Source organism: Exiguobacterium marinum DSM 16307 (genome assembly GCF_000620845.1).
GTDB lineage: Bacteria > Bacillota > Bacilli > Exiguobacteriales > Exiguobacteriaceae > Exiguobacterium > Exiguobacterium marinum.
Genome location: NZ_KK211189.1, coordinates 115153 through 130000 on the forward strand (window position 1 = coordinate 115153; position 14848 = coordinate 130000).

At 50.7% G+C, this 14848-nt stretch carries 16 protein-coding genes, 2 tRNA genes and 2 rRNA genes; 4 read left to right on the forward strand and 16 right to left on the reverse strand.

From position 1 onward, the window contains the following. Positions 1-27 precede the first annotated feature (27 nt). Genes tatC through P400_RS0100860 form a run of 3 tightly spaced genes read right to left on the reverse strand, consistent with a single transcriptional unit; the run spans position 28 to position 1694 of the window. Complete coding sequence (gene tatC, locus P400_RS0100850) at positions 28-816, reverse strand: twin-arginine translocase subunit TatC (RefSeq protein ID WP_026824453.1); 789 nt, start codon at positions 814-816, stop codon at positions 28-30. 3 nt (positions 817-819) lie between these two features. Beyond that, on the reverse strand, positions 820-1038 hold the full coding sequence (gene tatA / locus P400_RS0100855; RefSeq protein WP_034770678.1) for a twin-arginine translocase TatA/TatE family subunit: 219 nt from the start codon (positions 1036-1038) through the stop codon (positions 820-822). After that, positions 1038-1694: a redox-sensing transcriptional repressor Rex gene (locus tag P400_RS0100860; protein ID WP_026824455.1), complete on the reverse strand. Its 657-nt coding sequence runs from the start codon at positions 1692-1694 to the stop codon at positions 1038-1040. The genes tatA and P400_RS0100860 overlap by 1 nt, the downstream gene beginning before the upstream one ends. A gap of 150 nt (positions 1695-1844) precedes the next feature. On the opposite strand from P400_RS0100860, the gene P400_RS0100865 reads away from it, so the two are divergent. Both P400_RS0100865 and P400_RS0100870 read left to right on the forward strand, forming a co-directional pair. Continuing rightward, complete coding sequence (locus P400_RS0100865) at positions 1845-3746, forward strand: ABC-F family ATP-binding cassette domain-containing protein (RefSeq protein ID WP_026824456.1); 1902 nt, start codon at positions 1845-1847, stop codon at positions 3744-3746. Next, the gene (locus P400_RS0100870; protein ID WP_026824457.1) at positions 3743-4150 is read left to right on the forward strand and encodes a hypothetical protein; all 408 of its coding nucleotides are present in this window, start codon (positions 3743-3745) and stop codon (positions 4148-4150) included. Before P400_RS0100865 ends, P400_RS0100870 begins: the two co-directional genes overlap by 4 nt. Before the next feature lie 48 nt (positions 4151-4198). On the opposite strand, the gene P400_RS0100875 is transcribed toward P400_RS0100870, so the two are convergent. From P400_RS0100875 to P400_RS0100905, 7 genes are all read right to left on the reverse strand, one after another. Continuing rightward, a complete protein-coding gene (locus P400_RS0100875) occupies positions 4199-4765 on the reverse strand; it encodes a hypothetical protein (protein WP_026824458.1) in 567 nt (188 codons plus the stop codon). 14 nt (positions 4766-4779) lie between these two features. Continuing rightward, the gene (gene tsaD / locus P400_RS0100880) at positions 4780-5802 is read right to left on the reverse strand and encodes a tRNA (adenosine(37)-N6)-threonylcarbamoyltransferase complex transferase subunit TsaD (protein ID WP_026824459.1); all 1023 of its coding nucleotides are present in this window, start codon (positions 5800-5802) and stop codon (positions 4780-4782) included. After that, entirely contained in the window at positions 5799-6260 is a 462-nt protein-coding gene (gene rimI, locus P400_RS0100885; RefSeq protein ID WP_026824460.1) for a ribosomal protein S18-alanine N-acetyltransferase, read from the reverse strand. Before rimI ends, tsaD begins: the two co-directional genes overlap by 4 nt. After that, on the reverse strand, positions 6253-6909 hold the full coding sequence (gene tsaB, locus P400_RS0100890; protein WP_026824461.1) for a tRNA (adenosine(37)-N6)-threonylcarbamoyltransferase complex dimerization subunit type 1 TsaB: 657 nt from the start codon (positions 6907-6909) through the stop codon (positions 6253-6255). The genes rimI and tsaB overlap by 8 nt, the downstream gene beginning before the upstream one ends. Further along, positions 6906-7355, reverse strand: a complete 450-nt coding sequence (tsaE, locus tag P400_RS0100895; protein ID WP_026824462.1) for a tRNA (adenosine(37)-N6)-threonylcarbamoyltransferase complex ATPase subunit type 1 TsaE — start codon at positions 7353-7355, stop codon at positions 6906-6908. Before tsaE ends, tsaB begins: the two co-directional genes overlap by 4 nt. Before the next feature lie 104 nt (positions 7356-7459). After that, a tRNA-Met gene (locus tag P400_RS0100900) sits at positions 7460-7536 on the reverse strand. Positions 7537-7561: 25 nt separating this feature from the next. Beyond that, positions 7562-7638, reverse strand: a tRNA-Met gene (locus tag P400_RS0100905). Between the two features lie 138 nt (positions 7639-7776). On the opposite strand from P400_RS0100905, the gene P400_RS0100910 reads away from it, so the two are divergent. Next, positions 7777-8559, forward strand: a complete 783-nt coding sequence (locus P400_RS0100910) for a sporulation protein (protein ID WP_026824463.1) — start codon at positions 7777-7779, stop codon at positions 8557-8559. Here P400_RS0100910 and P400_RS0100915 read toward each other — a convergent pair. Beyond that, entirely contained in the window at positions 8544-9185 is a 642-nt protein-coding gene (locus P400_RS0100915) for a uridine kinase family protein (protein ID WP_026824464.1), read from the reverse strand. The two genes, P400_RS0100910 and P400_RS0100915, sit on opposite strands and share 16 nt — an antisense overlap. Positions 9186-9235: 50 nt before the next feature. On the opposite strand from P400_RS0100915, the gene P400_RS0100920 reads away from it, so the two are divergent. Then, positions 9236-9613, forward strand: coding sequence for an HIT family protein (locus P400_RS0100920; RefSeq protein WP_026824465.1), 378 nt, complete (start codon positions 9236-9238; stop codon positions 9611-9613). A gap of 341 nt (positions 9614-9954) precedes the next feature. Here P400_RS0100920 and P400_RS0100930 read toward each other — a convergent pair whose 3' ends face one another. From P400_RS0100930 to P400_RS0100950, 5 genes are all read right to left on the reverse strand, one after another. Beyond that, on the reverse strand, positions 9955-10893 hold the full coding sequence (locus P400_RS0100930) for a coiled-coil domain-containing protein (RefSeq protein WP_026824467.1): 939 nt from the start codon (positions 10891-10893) through the stop codon (positions 9955-9957). Between the two features lie 188 nt (positions 10894-11081). Beyond that, entirely contained in the window at positions 11082-11375 is a 294-nt protein-coding gene (locus tag P400_RS0100935) for a hypothetical protein (protein ID WP_235181813.1), read from the reverse strand. After that, positions 11372-11605 carry a helix-turn-helix transcriptional regulator gene (locus P400_RS0100940; RefSeq protein ID WP_026824469.1) on the reverse strand — a complete coding sequence of 78 codons (234 nt, stop codon included), beginning with the start codon at positions 11603-11605 and terminating at the stop codon, positions 11372-11374. The genes P400_RS0100935 and P400_RS0100940 overlap by 4 nt, the downstream gene beginning before the upstream one ends. A 137-nt stretch (positions 11606-11742) precedes the next feature. Continuing rightward, positions 11743-11859 (reverse strand): 5S ribosomal RNA (gene rrf / locus P400_RS0100945). Positions 11860-11914: 55 nt separating this feature from the next. Then, a 23S ribosomal RNA gene (locus tag P400_RS0100950) occupies positions 11915-14827 on the reverse strand. Between the last annotated feature and the right edge of the window lie 21 nt (positions 14828-14848).

Consider the following 14848-nt stretch of genomic DNA (forward strand, 5'->3'; position numbering starts at 1 on the left):
GCACCGTCTCCCTGGAAGGAACGATGCTCATTTCTCATTCATCTGTTTCATTAAATCCATCTGTTCTTGCACCATCGCTTCTTTCTCCCGGCGCAGCACCCCTTTATAGGTGATACGTGAAATCGATAAGCTGATCTCATATAGGAAGAAGAGCGGTAGTGACACCATGAGGTGCGACGTCAAGTCCGGTGGTGTGATGAACGCCGCGACCACGAATAGCGCAAAGTACGCGTACTTTCGAATCTTCGATAAGAAGTACGGGGTCACGACACCGATCCGGGTGAGGAACATCGTCACGACCGGTAATTGGAATAATAGACCGAACGGAATTGTCAGCTGCAACAAGAACGTGAAGTAATTATTGGCCCCGATGAGTTGTTCGAGTCCGAGGTCTTGCCCGAGGTCCGTCGAGATATCGAGGACGAGCGGGAACAACCAATAGTAGGCGAACGCAAGACCAATCAAGAACAATCCGAAGATGATCGGGATATAGGCAAGCGTGCCTTTCCGCTCATTCGGATGCAGACCGGGTGCGACAAACGCCCACACTTGATACAGTAGGAATGGGCTCGCCGCAATCAGGCCGATGACGAGCGCCAAGTTCAAGTAAATCATGAGTGGGTCCGCGACCCCAAAGGCGTTCAGTTCGAGCCCACGTTCGATGAGATCTTCTTGCAAGTACGCGAGTACATATTTGACACTCGGCAAAGCCATCAAAAAGAAGGCAAAGACGACAAATGCAGATAGCATCAGTCGTCTCCGCAGCTCTGTCAAGTGATCGGTGAGTTCCCGCTCTTGATCAGGTTGATGATTCATGGCTTACTGCTCTTTCTTTTCGATAGCTTTCTTGTCGTTCTCGTCGTGCTCGTTCATCATGCCGTTTGTCGCATTTTTGAACTCACGAAGCGTCTGTCCGGCCGCACGACCAAACTCCGGCAATTTCTTCGGTCCGAAGATGATGAGCGCGATGATGGCGATAATGAATAGGCTCGCCCCACCCGGAATCCCGACGACGAGTGATGATGCTAGTAATTCCATTATTGATGGACCCCCTCAGCGGTTGGATAGTGTTGCATAAAGTAAATGAGTGACTGCAGCTCAATCGACAAATCGATGTGATGGACGCGAACGGTGTCCGGTACAGTGAGTCGTGCCGGTGTGAAGTTCAAGATGCCTTTGATGCCGAATCGCACCAAGTCGTCTGCGACGGGCTGCGCATAGGCAGAAGGTACCGTCAAAATGGCGACGTCGATCTTGTTTTGCTTCATAATCTGTTCCATCTCATCGACGTGATGAATTGGGACGCCTGACATCGTCGTGCCGACTTTTGTCTCGTCTGCGTCGAACCCGACGACGATATGTGTGTTATTGTTTTTAAGGAAGTTATAGTTGACGAATGCCGTCCCAAGGTGACCGACCCCGACCAAGGCGACATTCGTAATCTCGTCTTGATTCAGTGTCTTTCGGAAAAAGTCTAACAGATACTGCACGTTATAGCCATATCCCTTTTTACCGAGCGCACCGAAGTACGAGAAATCACGGCGAATCGTAGCCGAATCGACCTTGACCGCCTCACTCAGTTCTGCTGAAGAGACACGTTGTTTCCCTGACGCATGCAGGCTTTGAATAAATCGATAGTATAGTGGCAACCGTTTGGCTGTCGCTTGTGGAATCTTTGGTTCGTTTTGACTCAACGGAAAGAGCCTCCTTTTTACGACACGTTACAAACGAATCTGAATTTCATACACCTTGATTGTAAACGAATTCACATGACCACTCAACGAATATACCTAAAATCGCTGAAAAATACAGTATACTAAATAGAGAGAAAGGGGTTTTTTCACTTGATCCTACTGCAAGTCAACAACTTATCCAAATCCTTCGGCGTCGAGCCGATTTTAGAAAACGTAAAACTCGAAATCCAGGAAGGTGAACGTGTCGCCCTCGTCGGTCGGAACGGGGCCGGTAAGTCCACACTTTTGAAAGTCATCGCTGGTGAATATAACTATGATTCCGGGGACATCATGAAGCCAAAAGACGTCACCATCGGCTATCTCGCCCAAGACTCAGGGCTCGAATCCGACGAGACGATCTGGAACGAGATGCTCACCGTCTTCACGGACTTGATCGAGCAGGAGAAGACGCTCCGTCGCATGGAAGCCGACATGGGATCCGAACGAATCCTAAATGACGCCGCTGCGTACGAACGTCTCCTCTCTTCTTACGATGAAGAGCAGCATACGTTCAAAGAACGTGGCGGTTACCAGTATGAAGCGACCATCCGCTCGGTCCTCCATGGGATGCGCTTCTATCCGGATGACTTCGAACGTCGGATCGACACGCTATCCGGGGGACAACGGACGCGTCTCGCCTTGGCGAAGATGCTCCTTCAAAGTCCTGACCTGCTCATCTTGGACGAGCCGACGAACCATTTGGACATCGAGACGCTCGCCTGGCTCGAGAAGTACTTGGGCGGCTATAAAGGAGCTGTCCTCATCGTCTCCCACGACCGGTACTTCCTCGACCGTGTCGTTTCGGTCGTCTATGAGCTGTCACGTCATCGGAGCCGTCGCTTCGTCGGGAACTACACGAAGTATCTCGAACAGAAGGCCGCCATTTACGAGCAAGAGAAGAAGCAGTTCGAGTCGCAGCAAGAAGAGATTGCCAAGATGCAGGATTTCATTCAGCGAAACATCGCCCGAGCGACGACGACGAAGCGTGCACAAAGCGTGCGGAAGCGTCTCGAGAAAGTCGACCGACTCGATGCCCCGGACGGTGACGAACGCAGCGCCGTCCTCTCGTTCTCCATCAAACGCCAGAGCGGGAACGATGTGTTGAGCGCGAGCGACCTCGCCATCGGGTACGAAGAACCAATCGCCCAGCATCTCCGCTTCCAACTGCAACGCGGTGAATCCGTCGCCCTCGTCGGTCCGAACGGGGTCGGGAAGTCGACATTACTCAAAGTATTGACGAAACAACAAACCGCCCTCACGGGTGAGATCCGTTACGGGACGGGCGTCGAAATCGGTTACTACGACCAGGAGCAACAAAACTTGTCTGACACAAACCGTGTCATCGATGAGATTTGGAACGACTGGCCGCTCATGCGTGAGCAAGAAGTGCGGAGTCTTCTCGGTCAGTTCCTCTTCAGCGGGGATGACGTCACGAAACGTGTCCTCGAACTATCGGGTGGTGAACGGGCACGTCTTACGTTGGCCAAGCTGAAGCTCGAGCAACCGAACCTCCTCATCTTAGACGAGCCGACGAACCACTTGGATCTCGACTCGAAGATGATTTTAGAGAATGCCCTCCTCGACTATCCGGGCACGATCCTTTTCGTCTCGCATGACCGCTACTTCATCGACCGTCTCGCGACACGTGTATTAGAGATCACGCCGAACGGCATCGATGAGTATCTCGGAGACTATTCGTACTACGTCGAGAAGAAAGAAGAGCTCGAAGAACTCGCACGACTCGCTCGTGAGGAGACGAAGCAGGTCGTCGTGAAAAAACAACGCGCCGACAAGGAACAGCAACGGGAAGAGCGCCGGATCAAACAGCGCATCGAAGAGATCGAGCTGGCGATCGAGCAACATGAGAAGCGTCTCGACGAGATCGAACAGTTGCTGTGTGAGCCGGACGTCTTCAACGACTTCGCCCGTGCCCAAGAACTATCGACCGAATCGGACGCAGCGAAAGAATCGATCACCGCACTTTATGCGGAATGGGAGGAACTCCATACATGATGCGTACCCGTGCCATGCGAATCGAGTTCATTCAAGCGTTCCTCACGGGACTCGCCTACATCGTGCCGACCGGGACCGAGTTCGTATCTGAACTCATCCGCGGTGAGCCGACGATCGTCCCGTCTATTCTCTTTTACTTTTTGCCTGTCGTCATCGGCTTCATCATTCAGACGTGGCCAGGGATCTTGCTCAGTCTCTTCAGTGGATTGCTCATGAGCACGCTCTTTATCCGTATCGTCGTCTGGCCGGTCGACGTGACCGTTCATACGTTCTATGCGCCTGGATCGGTATGGGCCCACTTCTACGAAGAGACACTCTTCATGTGGATCCTCGCCCTCCTCGTGTTCATCGTGAGTCGTATCAACACATGGCATCGAGAGAATTATCGACAACCAAAAGCGTAAACAGTAAAAAGAGAGGTCAGCGTTGTCATACGCTGGCCTCTCTTTATATTAGAAATATCGTAACGGCTGGAATCCTACCGTATGGAAGTCGAGCTTCGTCCCGTCCTCAGCGATAAAGAAGACAGCCTCGTTCGTATCGACGTCACGTGTGAACACCTTATAGAACGTCATCGGCTTTTCGCCATTCGTCACATAGCGTGCCTCGTGTGCCGAGATGACTTGCGCGAACAGCTGCTGTTCGTCGAGTTCCTCGATCAAATCATCAAACTTCGCTGCTTCTTCTTCCGTTGCCTCGCGACCCCGCTCGATTTCATAATAAGCATCGCTCGCTTTTGGCTGTACCCCGAGATTGCGATCAACGACGATCACACGCTCTGGCTCTTGGTCGACGACACTTGTGTAGCCATATAGTGACTCGATGAGCGTATTCTCTCCGGTCACGCGACCGATGCCCTCCAATGTGTCTTCTCCAGTCAGTGACTTCACTCGTGTCTCTTCTGGAACAATCTCCTCTTGATAGGCGATATTGTAAGCGCGGATGATCTCACGTACTTGTAAGAATGTCGCAACGACGAGTAGTACGATGAGTCCTCCGATGATGATGCGTTTCGTCATGTCTCTATTTCCCCCTAGACTGTCATGCTCTCTTCTAAGGATAACCCAGGAACCGCATTCATCGCTAGTGTATCGCGCTTACCGCGCACATACGCGTGATGTGCCGCAACCCCAATCATGCCGGCGTTGTCCCCACATAGGTCAAGTGGTGGAATGACGAGTTGAATCCCTTCGGCAGCAGTTGTGTCTTGAAGTGCTGCGCGGAGGCCACGGTTCGCCGCGACACCACCTGCGACGAGCAATTGCTTCGCCCCTTTTTCCTTCACGGCACGAATCGCTTTCTCGACGAGCACTTCGACGACACTCGCTTGGAAGCTCGCCGCCAAATTTTCTGGGATGACCGTCTCTCCACGTTGCTCCGCATTGTGTACGGCGTTGATGACCGATGACTTCAAGCCACTGAAACTGAAGTCAAAGCTACCTGGTTCGAGACGAACGCGTGGGAAGTTATATGTGTCTTCCCCGAGCGCAGCCAAGCGGTCAATCGCAGGTCCACCCGGATAGGGGAGACTGAGCGTGCGCGCGACCTTATCGTATGCCTCACCCGCCGCGTCATCACGTGTCTCACCGATGACTTCGAAGACACCATGTTCTGGCATATAGACGAGTTCCGTGTGGCCTCCTGAGACGACGAGACAGACGAGCGGGAATTGCATCTCTTCGACGAGTTCATTCGCGTAAATATGTCCCGCGATATGATGGACGCCGATGAGCGGTTTTTGATGGGCGAACGCCAATGCTTTGGCTGCACTGATGCCGACGAGAAGGGCACCGACGAGACCTGGTCCTTGTGTGACTGCGACCGCGTCCACATCTTCCATCTTCACGCCTGCTTCGCTTAACGCGTCGTCAATGACATACGTGATACGCTCGACATGATGACGGGACGCCACTTCAGGGACGACGCCACCAAATCGTTTATGACTCTCGATTTGAGAAGAGACAACGTTTGACAATAACGTCTTTCCGTCTTTGACGAGCGCAACGGACGTCTCGTCACAGCTCGACTCGATTGAGAGGATCAGTGATGTGTTCATTCTGATTCACTTCCTAACTTCGCCCAATAAATATAGGCGTCTTCATTATTATCCTGATAGTAGCGCCTTCTCCGTCCAGCTTGCATAAAACCGAACTGTTCATACAGTTTTTGTGCGCCGACGTTTGACACACGGACTTCTAACGTCAATCCGACAAGTCCTTTCGACTTGGCGAATGTGACGAGTTCCGCTAACAGTTGATTGCCAATCCCTTGCCCCCGAAATTCAGGTAAGACGGCAATGTTCGTGATATGTCCTTCATCGACGATTTGCCATACCCCGACAAAACCGACGACCCGTTTGTCATGGACCGCGACAAAATAAATCGCTTGTTCATTTCGGAGCATTTCATTCATGAACGCTTCTTTTGTCCATGGAATAGAGAACGACGCTTCTTCGACTTTTGTCACTTCTTCGACATCGAGCCACGTCATCCGACGAATTTTCACGTCAGCCATTGTTTTGTCCCTCTAACCATTTCGCTTCTGCTTCGGCGAGACGCAAATACTCTGGTTCAAACGCATGGACGTCGCTCGTCTCATCGCTGAATACGACCAAATCACTCGCGCGCCCGTATCGATGGGCAGCCGGTGCTTCGATATATTCGTATTCGCTTAACACGTCACGAAACGGCTCCACGTCTCCGACGACGAGGAAACGCCCTTGGCTATTCAATCGTAACCAGTCCGCGACCGAGGCGTGCTGATCGTGTGTCAGTGCCTTGTTGTGCTGATAGTATCCGATATACGCGTTGCCACGGCGCGCGTCAATCAACGAGACGACCGGCAAGTCCGTATTCGGGGCCGCTGCCATAAGCTTTAGGGCAGATACCCCGATGAGCGGAAGATTGAGCGTATAAGCGAGTGTTTTCGCCGTCGTCACTCCAATCCGAATTCCCGTGTACGACCCAGGCCCTGTCGTGACAACGATGCGCTCGAGCATGTTCGGTGTCCATTTGACTGCTGCCATGAGCTGTTCGATCATCGGCATGAGGGTGACCGCATGATTTTTTGAGACCATGACCGTCGCTTCGGCTTGAATCTCTCCAGCCTCACTTAACGCGACAGATAAACGTGTCGTCGCGGTATCAATCATCAATTGCTTCATGCGAGCACCTCCTTGGCGATTTGAACGTAACGCTCACCCGTCGGAGCGAGTGTCAGTTTCCGTTCTTCGTCACTTACCCGTTCAATCGTGATGGCCAAGCGTTCTTCCGGAAGCGAGGACTCGATCAAGTTCGACCACTCCACGATGGCGACACCGTCACCGTTGATATATTCCTCAAGACCGATGTCATCCCCCGTATCCTCGAGTCGATAGACATCCATATGATAGAGCGGCAAACGCCCTTTGTATTGTTTCATAATGGTGAATGTCGGACTGTTGACGTTCCGCGTGACACCGAGTCCTTTTGCGAACCCTTGTGTGAACGTCGTCTTGCCGGCACCGAGGTCACCGTTTAATGTGATGACCGTTCCTGCATCGACGAGCGTAGCCAAACGTTCTGCCACCGCCTGCGTCTCTGCCGCAGAATGCGTAATCAATGTATACATGAATGGTTCTCCTTTTATCACTTCTCATTACGTACTCATTGTACACTTCATTTTAAGCAAAAAAAAACACGAAACGCTATCGTTTCGCTATCTCATTTAAAAATTGGTTGCGGGGGCTGGATTTGAACCAACGACCTTCGGGTTATGAGCCCGACGAGCTACCAGACTGCTCCACCCCGCGACGACATATGAAATTAAATAAAAATTGGTTGCGGGGGCCGGATTTGAACCGACGACCTTCGGGTTATGAGCCCGACGAGCTACCAGACTGCTCCACCCCGCGATGGTTTGAATTGTTTCGACATCCTCTATAATAAGTGAGACAGTTATAAAAAGCAACCTTTTTCTCTATGTTTTTTGAAAAAAGGAATCGGGAACAGATATAACAGCATATAATTTAGAGAAAAGGGGCGCGACCGCCATGTCCAAATGGGGAAACCGATTCAAAAAATGGTTCTTTTCGGAGATTGAAGCTGATATCACGTTTGACCCTGCGGCACTCATTCCGAAGCAGGTAGTGACTGGAACCTTGCACGTATCTAACCCGACGACCAATGTCGTCCGACTGCAAGAATTGACCCTAAACTTTTTGACGACGTTTAAAGACATCACTATAGAAGGAAACGAGTTCAATCGAGAATCTGACATTCAAGAGATACCAATCCCACTGTCTGTCGTGTTGGGACCCGGAGATAAAGAGGATATTCCTTTTTCGTTCGAGTTGACGATGTATGCTCCCTCGTCTGCCGGGGCTCCCTATAGTGTGGAAGCAACGTTATGGGATAAAGATATGAAACGTGTCTGGTTTGACGTGATGGAACACATCGAAATCGAACCGATGCCTGAGTTAACACGCTTACTCGAAGCGACCGCTCATGCCGGTCTTGAGCCGATGTTCGTCCGAAATGTGATCGACCCGCTCGGGGAAGAACGTCCTTATCCGTTCGTTGAAAAGTATGGATTCAAGCCGGTCGGAGAATGGGCCGATGAGTTCGAGGTCGTCAAATCGTTTTGGCGCCTACATGAAGACGAGATTGACCTCTACTACTGGCTCGACAATATCGAGACCCAACGAACGCTCGAATCGATGGCGACCGACGTCGAATTGCGTCACCGTTCCCTCACATGGGAGCAACTCGAGCGCGAACAAGAACAGCTCGGTCTCGGAATTCAAGAAACGTTACGCAGTCACCGCTCCTCGTGAGCGGTTTTTTCAATTTGAATTTCATCCTTACTCGTATTGACGATGGTTTGGAAGCGATGGCGATACGGATGCATAAACAACTCATATTGAAGACGTCGCTCGGCATGGGATGAACGCAAGTAATCCAGTTCCATTCCCCGTTCCTGGATATCACGTTGTGAGCGTCGCTTGAACTCCGTCTCCCCGTCCGTATAAAGATATATTGATTGGTCAAAAGATGAAAGATCCAGGAATGCGACGCTCATCCCTTCAATAATCGTGATTGGCTTCTCCGGGTCAATCCATGTCCGCTCTAAATAGGGGACATCGATTGTGTAAAAGCCGATTCCCTCTCGAGTCATACGAACGTCACGCTCGAGTGACAGCAGATGATGCGCAGCCGGATGACAAGCCGTCATCTTATAATGATGAGTTATTCCATTCTGTTCATAGGTGAGTATCGTTTGTTTCCGTAACTGTGAATCTATGATGTACGGGTCCGTATGAAGCAGGTTGACATCCCCTAGTCTTTCTCTTAATCGTTCGGCCAACGTCGATTTCCCTGCTGCCCCATGACCGGAGATGGCAATCAGCGTTCGTTGTCCTGTTTGCACATTTTGCACGATTTCATCGATGAGTCGTTCCATGATTCTCCCCCTTTGGTACACTTGATATAGAAAGGAAGTGTACCAATCCAATGTCCACCTGTCCATTTTGTCACCCTACACTCGATCCACATCAAACCATTATTGCCGAGAATGACTCTTGTTACTTTCTCATGCATGACCATGAGCAAGACGTCCTCGTTGGTTCGGGTGTGATTGTCCCGAAATCACACCGTTCGACGACGTTCGACTTAACGCCTTTAGAGTGGCAACATACATATGAATTACTTCATCAGGCCAAGGAACACCTTGATCAAGCGTTTCAACCTGATGGGTACACGCTCGGTTGGAACGTCGGTGTTGCTTCAAACCAAACCGTGCCTCATGCCCATCTGCACGTCATTCCTCGTTATGATTCAGGACCTCATGCAGGGAAAGGACTACGGCATTGGCTAAAACGACCGGAATGAACGAGCACTCCGGATCAGCCGACCTCATGTAGGTGAATTAAATGCTCACGCCTACTTTGGATCACCTTTAACTATAGAACGTGTCATTCATCTTCAATCCGTTTCCGAAGTCTAATGGCTGATACAGCGAAAATGATAAAGATCATCAATAATCCAAGACTGACAACTTTAAGCGTGGTCGATATAGGAGGGTTAAGGAAAAAAGGAATCGATAATACGAGTAAGGCACCCGTGATTCCCATTCCTCTAATAAGAAATACCATCGTTTTACTCATTCTATCTTCACTCTCCTCGAACTAAACAAAAGAACCCTTACTACTAGAAATCTAATGACAGGCAGCTCATTGCGTAAGGATGAGCTGTCTTCTTTTTTCTTCAGTCTCTTCAAGCTTCTGTTCTAACCGTTCCACTTGTCTCGTCATACGAGTAATCAGCTGACTGATTTCATCATCCAGTCCGTTCACTTGATCTAATGAATCATTGATTCGTCCGTGCATGGTCCACTCGGAAAAAATATCATCTAAGAAGTAATCGGCGAACTGAATCAATGAACCTCGATCGACATGCAACTCCTGAACCATCCCTTGCACGTCCGCTAATTCACGGGAGAAGCGCTCCAACGCAGATTGTAATTCGTGCATCGTCTGCTCGGAAGCATCTAACGCATCATGCTTCATTGCCGTTGCAATCAAACCACCCCCGAAGAACGTGTCATACGTTGACCACCCCTTCGCACTATCCAAATGTTTGAGTGTTTTTGCAATCGATATGCGTGCTGCCTTACCGGCAACGATGGCTTCCTGATACTCGATGAGAAGTTCATTCGTTTCGGCTTGTTGATTCGTGAGATGATGGAGGTCTCGGCGAACAGCTGGATCTTTCGCCAGATGCGATTCTTTTGTTTCTAAGAAGGCTTCCCACTCAGCGTCGATTCCTTCATATGCCTCGAGCTGTTCTTGTAAATCTCGATGTTCGAGCGTCAATTCGTCAATCATCGCCTCGTGTTCCCGTAATTTCAGTTCAGCGCGAGCAGCTTCCTCCATTTCGATTGTCCGTTGTTCATCGAACGTCCCTCTTAACTTCCACCATGTGTTGACGAGTGAAAAGCTTTCAAGGTCATACACATCGCGTTGTTCTTTCGTGAATGTATTAAGTAACGCTTTCCGCACCGTTTCATGCTCTTTCAACTGTTTTGTAAGTGTCTCTTGCTTCCGAACAAGTCGATCACGCTCGGCGATACGCTGTTGTAAGTCTAATTGGGTCTGCTGAAGATTTCCCATTATGTTTCCCCTCTCTTAGTACTGATTAAGGTGTCGATTGGAACGCCATTTATCGTCATGCCTTCGATGTCACATCCTGTCAACGTGACATTCGTCAGGTCACGCTGATTCTATACAATGTTATACGTGCTTCACTCGATAAATGTTTCATCCAACAAAAAAAGCACTCGCTGTGAGTGCGATTCAGATTAGATTCGATGTTTTAGAACGGTGATGGTCACTCCTTGAACGATAAATGTCAAACCTATCAAAAGTGAAATCACATCACGATACACATCAAACGACAAGACATGTAACCAGCGATGATACCATTCGATGAGTAACCATCCGATGGGGAAAATCGGGGCGGCCACCATGTAAGAAGCAGTTGCAATTTCTTTTCCACGTTCGTCCTTGCCTTCTTTTCCAAACAAAAACCTCAATGTAATGATGAGCATGATAAGAAAAATTGGAAAAACAAGAATGTTGATCCATAACATCATAATGGTTGCTCCTTCTTTTCATATTGAAACACGTCATGAACTGTCGTATCAAATAAAATGGCAATCTCAAAAGCTAACTTTAACGAGGGGTTGTATCGATTATGTTCAAGAGACACAATAGTTTGTCGACTCACTCCTAACAAATCAGCGACTTGTTGCTGTGACCATTTCCGCTCTGCTCGTAATACACTTAAACGATTGTGAAGTTGCCCGCTCATTTTTTTGACCATCTTTTAAATGCCTTCTTTCTTGAAAAATTCTCTCTCGTTCGAATGTAATATTTTTTTGTCATTTAGTCAAATAAATATTACATCCAAACATAAAAAAAGACGACCGAGCGTTATGCTCGGTCGTCCTCTGCGTTGTTGCCTGGCAACGTCCTATCCTCACAGGGGGAGATCCCCCAACTACTTTCGGCGCTGAGACGCTTAACTTCCGTGTTCGGCATGGGAACGGGTGTGGCCGTCTCGCTATCGCCACCAGACTTTTACAGGGCTTGTTCCCTGAAAACTGAGGATTCATCAACACAAACCATAGACTAGATCAAAGCCTCGACCGATTAGTATCATTCAGCTCCACGTGTCACCACGCTTCCACCCATGACCTATCTACCTCATCGTCTCTGAGGGGTCTTTCTTGATTGCTCAAAGGGAAATCTCATCTCGGAGGGGGCTTCATGCTTAGATGCTTTCAGCACTTATCCCGTCCGCACGTAGCTACCCAGCGATGCTCCTGGCGGAACAACTGGTACACCAGCGGTGCGTCCATCCCGGTCCTCTCGTACTAAGGACAGCTCTCCTCAAATTTCCTGCGCCCACGACGGATAGGGACCGAACTGTCTCACGACGTTCTGAACCCAGCTCGCGTACCGCTTTAATGGGCGAACAGCCCAACCCTTGGGACCTACTCCAGCCCCAGGATGCGATGAGCCGACATCGAGGTGCCAAACCTCCCCGTCGATGTGGACTCTTGGGGGAGATCAGCCTGTTATCCCCAGGGTAGCTTTTATCCGTTGAGCGATGGCCCTTCCATGCGGAACCACCGGATCACTAAGCCCGACTTTCGTCCCTGCTCGACTTGTAGGTCTCGCAGTCAAGCTCCCTTCTGCCTTTGCACTCTTCGAATGATTTCCAACCATTCTGAGGGAACCTTTGGGCGCCTCCGTTACTGTTTAGGAGGCGACCGCCCCAGTCAAACTACCCGCCTGACACGGTCCTCCAGCCGGATCACGGCTGCGAGTTAGAGACTCTATACGCAAAGGGTGGTATCCCAAGGGTGTCTCCACCGAAGCTGGCGCTCCGGCTTCACAGACTCCCACCTATCCTGTACATCGCGTACAAAGCCTCAATATCAGGCTGTAGTAAAGCTCCATGGGGTCTTTCCGTCCTGTCGCGGGTAACCTGCATCTTCACAGGTACTATGATTTCACCGGGTCTCTCGTTGAGACAGTGCCCAAATCGTTACGCCTTTCGTGCGGGTCGGAACTTACCCGACAAGGAATTTCGCTACCTTAGGACCGTTATAGTTACGGCCGCCGTTTACTGGGGCTTCGGTTCAGTGCTTCTCTTGCGATGACACATCCCCTTAACCTTCCAGCACCGGGCAGGCGTCAGCCCCTATACTTCATCTTGCGATTTAGCAGAGACCTGTGTTTTTGCTAAACAGTCGTTTGGGCCTATTCACTGCGGCTTATGTTGCCATAAGCGTCCCTTCTCCCGAAGTTACGGGACCATTTTGCCGAGTTCCTTAACGAGAGTTATCCCGCGCGTCTTAGAATTCTCATCTCGCCTACCTGTGTCGGTTTGCGGTACTGGCGCCGACCTCCTCACTAGAGGCTTTTCTTGGCAGCGTGAAATCCGGTGCTTCGCCCTACGGGCTCCACGTCACAGCTCAACCTTGGTGTCGGGCGGATTTGCCAACCCGACGGCCTTGCTGCTTGTCCGTGCACTTCCAGTCGCACGGTCACCTTATCCTTCTGCGTCCCCCCATCGTTCAAACGGTGGTACGGCGGTACAGGAATATCAACCTGTTGTCCATCGCCTACGCCTTTCGGCCTCGGCTTAGGTCCAGACTAACCCTGAGCGGACGAGCCTTCCTCAGGAAACCTTGGGCTTTCGACGGAGGGGATTCTCACCCCTCTTTTCGCTACTCACACCGGCATTCTCACTTCCAAGCGCTCCACGGCTCCTCACGGTACCGCTTCACTGCTGCTTGGAACGCTCTCCTACCATCCCTTACGGGATCCATAGCTTCGGTGGTATGTTTAGCCCCGTTACATTTTCGGCGCGGCGCCACTCGACTAGTGAGCTATTACGCACTCTTTGAATGGTGGCTGCTTCTAAGCCAACATCCTAGTTGTCTGTGCAGCGCCACATCCTTTTCCACTTAACATACACTTGGGGACCTTAGCTGATGGTCTGGGCTGTTTCCCTCTCGACTACGGATCTTATCACTCGCAGTCTGACTCCCGAGTACAAGTTGCTGGCATTCGGAGTTTGACTGAATTCGGTAACCCTGTGGGGGCCCCTAGTCCAATCAGTGCTCTACCTCCAGAACTCTTCACCTCGAGGCTAGCCCTAAAGCTATTTCGGAGAGAACCAGCTATCTCCAGGTTCGATTGGCATTTCACCGCTACCCACACCTCATCCCCGCACTTTTCAACGTGCGTGGGTTCGGACCTCCAGTCAGTGTTACCTGACCTTCATCCTGGACATGGGTAGATCACCTGGTTTCGGGTCTACGACGACGGACTGATGCGCCCTGTTCAGACTCGCTTTCGCTGCGGCTCCGCCTCATCGGCTTAACCTCGCCCGCCATCGTAACTCGCCGGTTCATTCTACAAAAGGCACGCCATCACCCGTTAACGGGCTCTGACTACTTGTAGGCATACGGTTTCAGGATCTGTTTCACTCCCCTTCCGGGGTGCTTTTCACCTTTCCCTCACGGTACTGGTTCACTATCGGTCACTAGGAAGTATTTAGCCTTGGGAGATGGTCCTCCCGGATTCCGACGGGGTTTCACGTGTCCCGCCGTACTCAGGATCCACTCTGGAGGGGATGGGGTTTCGGCTACAGGGCCGTCACCTTCTCTGGCCGACCTTTCCAGGTCGTTCACCTACCCTATCCCTTTGTAACTCCGTGTAGAGTGTCCTACAACCCCAGGAAGCATGCTTCCTGGTTTGGGCTGTTCCCGTTTCGCTCGCCGCTACTCAGGGAATCGAATTTTCTTTCTCTTCCTCCGGGTACTTAGATGTTTCAGTTCCCCGGGTTTGCCTCACGCCACGCTATGTATTCACGTGGGTGTCCCGCCAGTCTCCCGGCGGTGGGTTCCCCCATTCGGATATCTCTGGATCGATGTGTACTTACCACTCCCCAGAGCATTTCGCTGTTCGTCGCGTCCTTCATCGGCTCCTAGTGCCAAGGCATCCACCGTACGCCCTTTCTACCTTGATCTAGCGTCTAAGACACACGGTC

What these genes read in the sequence shown, in the direction of transcription:
- tatC (WP_026824453.1), bottom strand. Translation starts at nt 816, where the DNA reads ATGAATCATCAACCTGATCAAGAGCGGGAACTCACCGATCACTTGACA.
- tatA (WP_034770678.1), bottom strand. Translation starts at nt 1,038, where the DNA reads ATGGAATTACTAGCATCATCACTCGTCGTCGGGATTCCGGGTGGGGCG.
- P400_RS0100870 (WP_026824457.1), top strand. Translation starts at nt 3,743, where the DNA reads ATGATGCGTACCCGTGCCATGCGAATCGAGTTCATTCAAGCGTTCCTC.
- P400_RS0100875 (WP_026824458.1), bottom strand. Translation starts at nt 4,765, where the DNA reads ATGACGAAACGCATCATCATCGGAGGACTCATCGTACTACTCGTCGTT.
- tsaD (WP_026824459.1), bottom strand. Translation starts at nt 5,802, where the DNA reads ATGAACACATCACTGATCCTCTCAATCGAGTCGAGCTGTGACGAGACG.
- rimI (WP_026824460.1), bottom strand. Translation starts at nt 6,260, where the DNA reads ATGGCTGACGTGAAAATTCGTCGGATGACGTGGCTCGATGTCGAAGAA.
- tsaB (WP_026824461.1), bottom strand. Translation starts at nt 6,909, where the DNA reads ATGAAGCAATTGATGATTGATACCGCGACGACACGTTTATCTGTCGCG.
- tsaE (WP_026824462.1), bottom strand. Translation starts at nt 7,355, where the DNA reads ATGTATACATTGATTACGCATTCTGCGGCAGAGACGCAGGCGGTGGCA.
- P400_RS0100910 (WP_026824463.1), top strand. Translation starts at nt 7,777, where the DNA reads ATGTCCAAATGGGGAAACCGATTCAAAAAATGGTTCTTTTCGGAGATT.
- P400_RS0100915 (WP_026824464.1), bottom strand. Translation starts at nt 9,185, where the DNA reads ATGGAACGACTCATCGATGAAATCGTGCAAAATGTGCAAACAGGACAA.
- P400_RS0100920 (WP_026824465.1), top strand. Translation starts at nt 9,236, where the DNA reads ATGTCCACCTGTCCATTTTGTCACCCTACACTCGATCCACATCAAACC.
- P400_RS0100930 (WP_026824467.1), bottom strand. Translation starts at nt 10,893, where the DNA reads ATGGGAAATCTTCAGCAGACCCAATTAGACTTACAACAGCGTATCGCC.
- P400_RS0100935 (WP_235181813.1), bottom strand. Translation starts at nt 11,375, where the DNA reads ATGATGTTATGGATCAACATTCTTGTTTTTCCAATTTTTCTTATCATG.
- P400_RS0100940 (WP_026824469.1), bottom strand. Translation starts at nt 11,605, where the DNA reads ATGGTCAAAAAAATGAGCGGGCAACTTCACAATCGTTTAAGTGTATTA.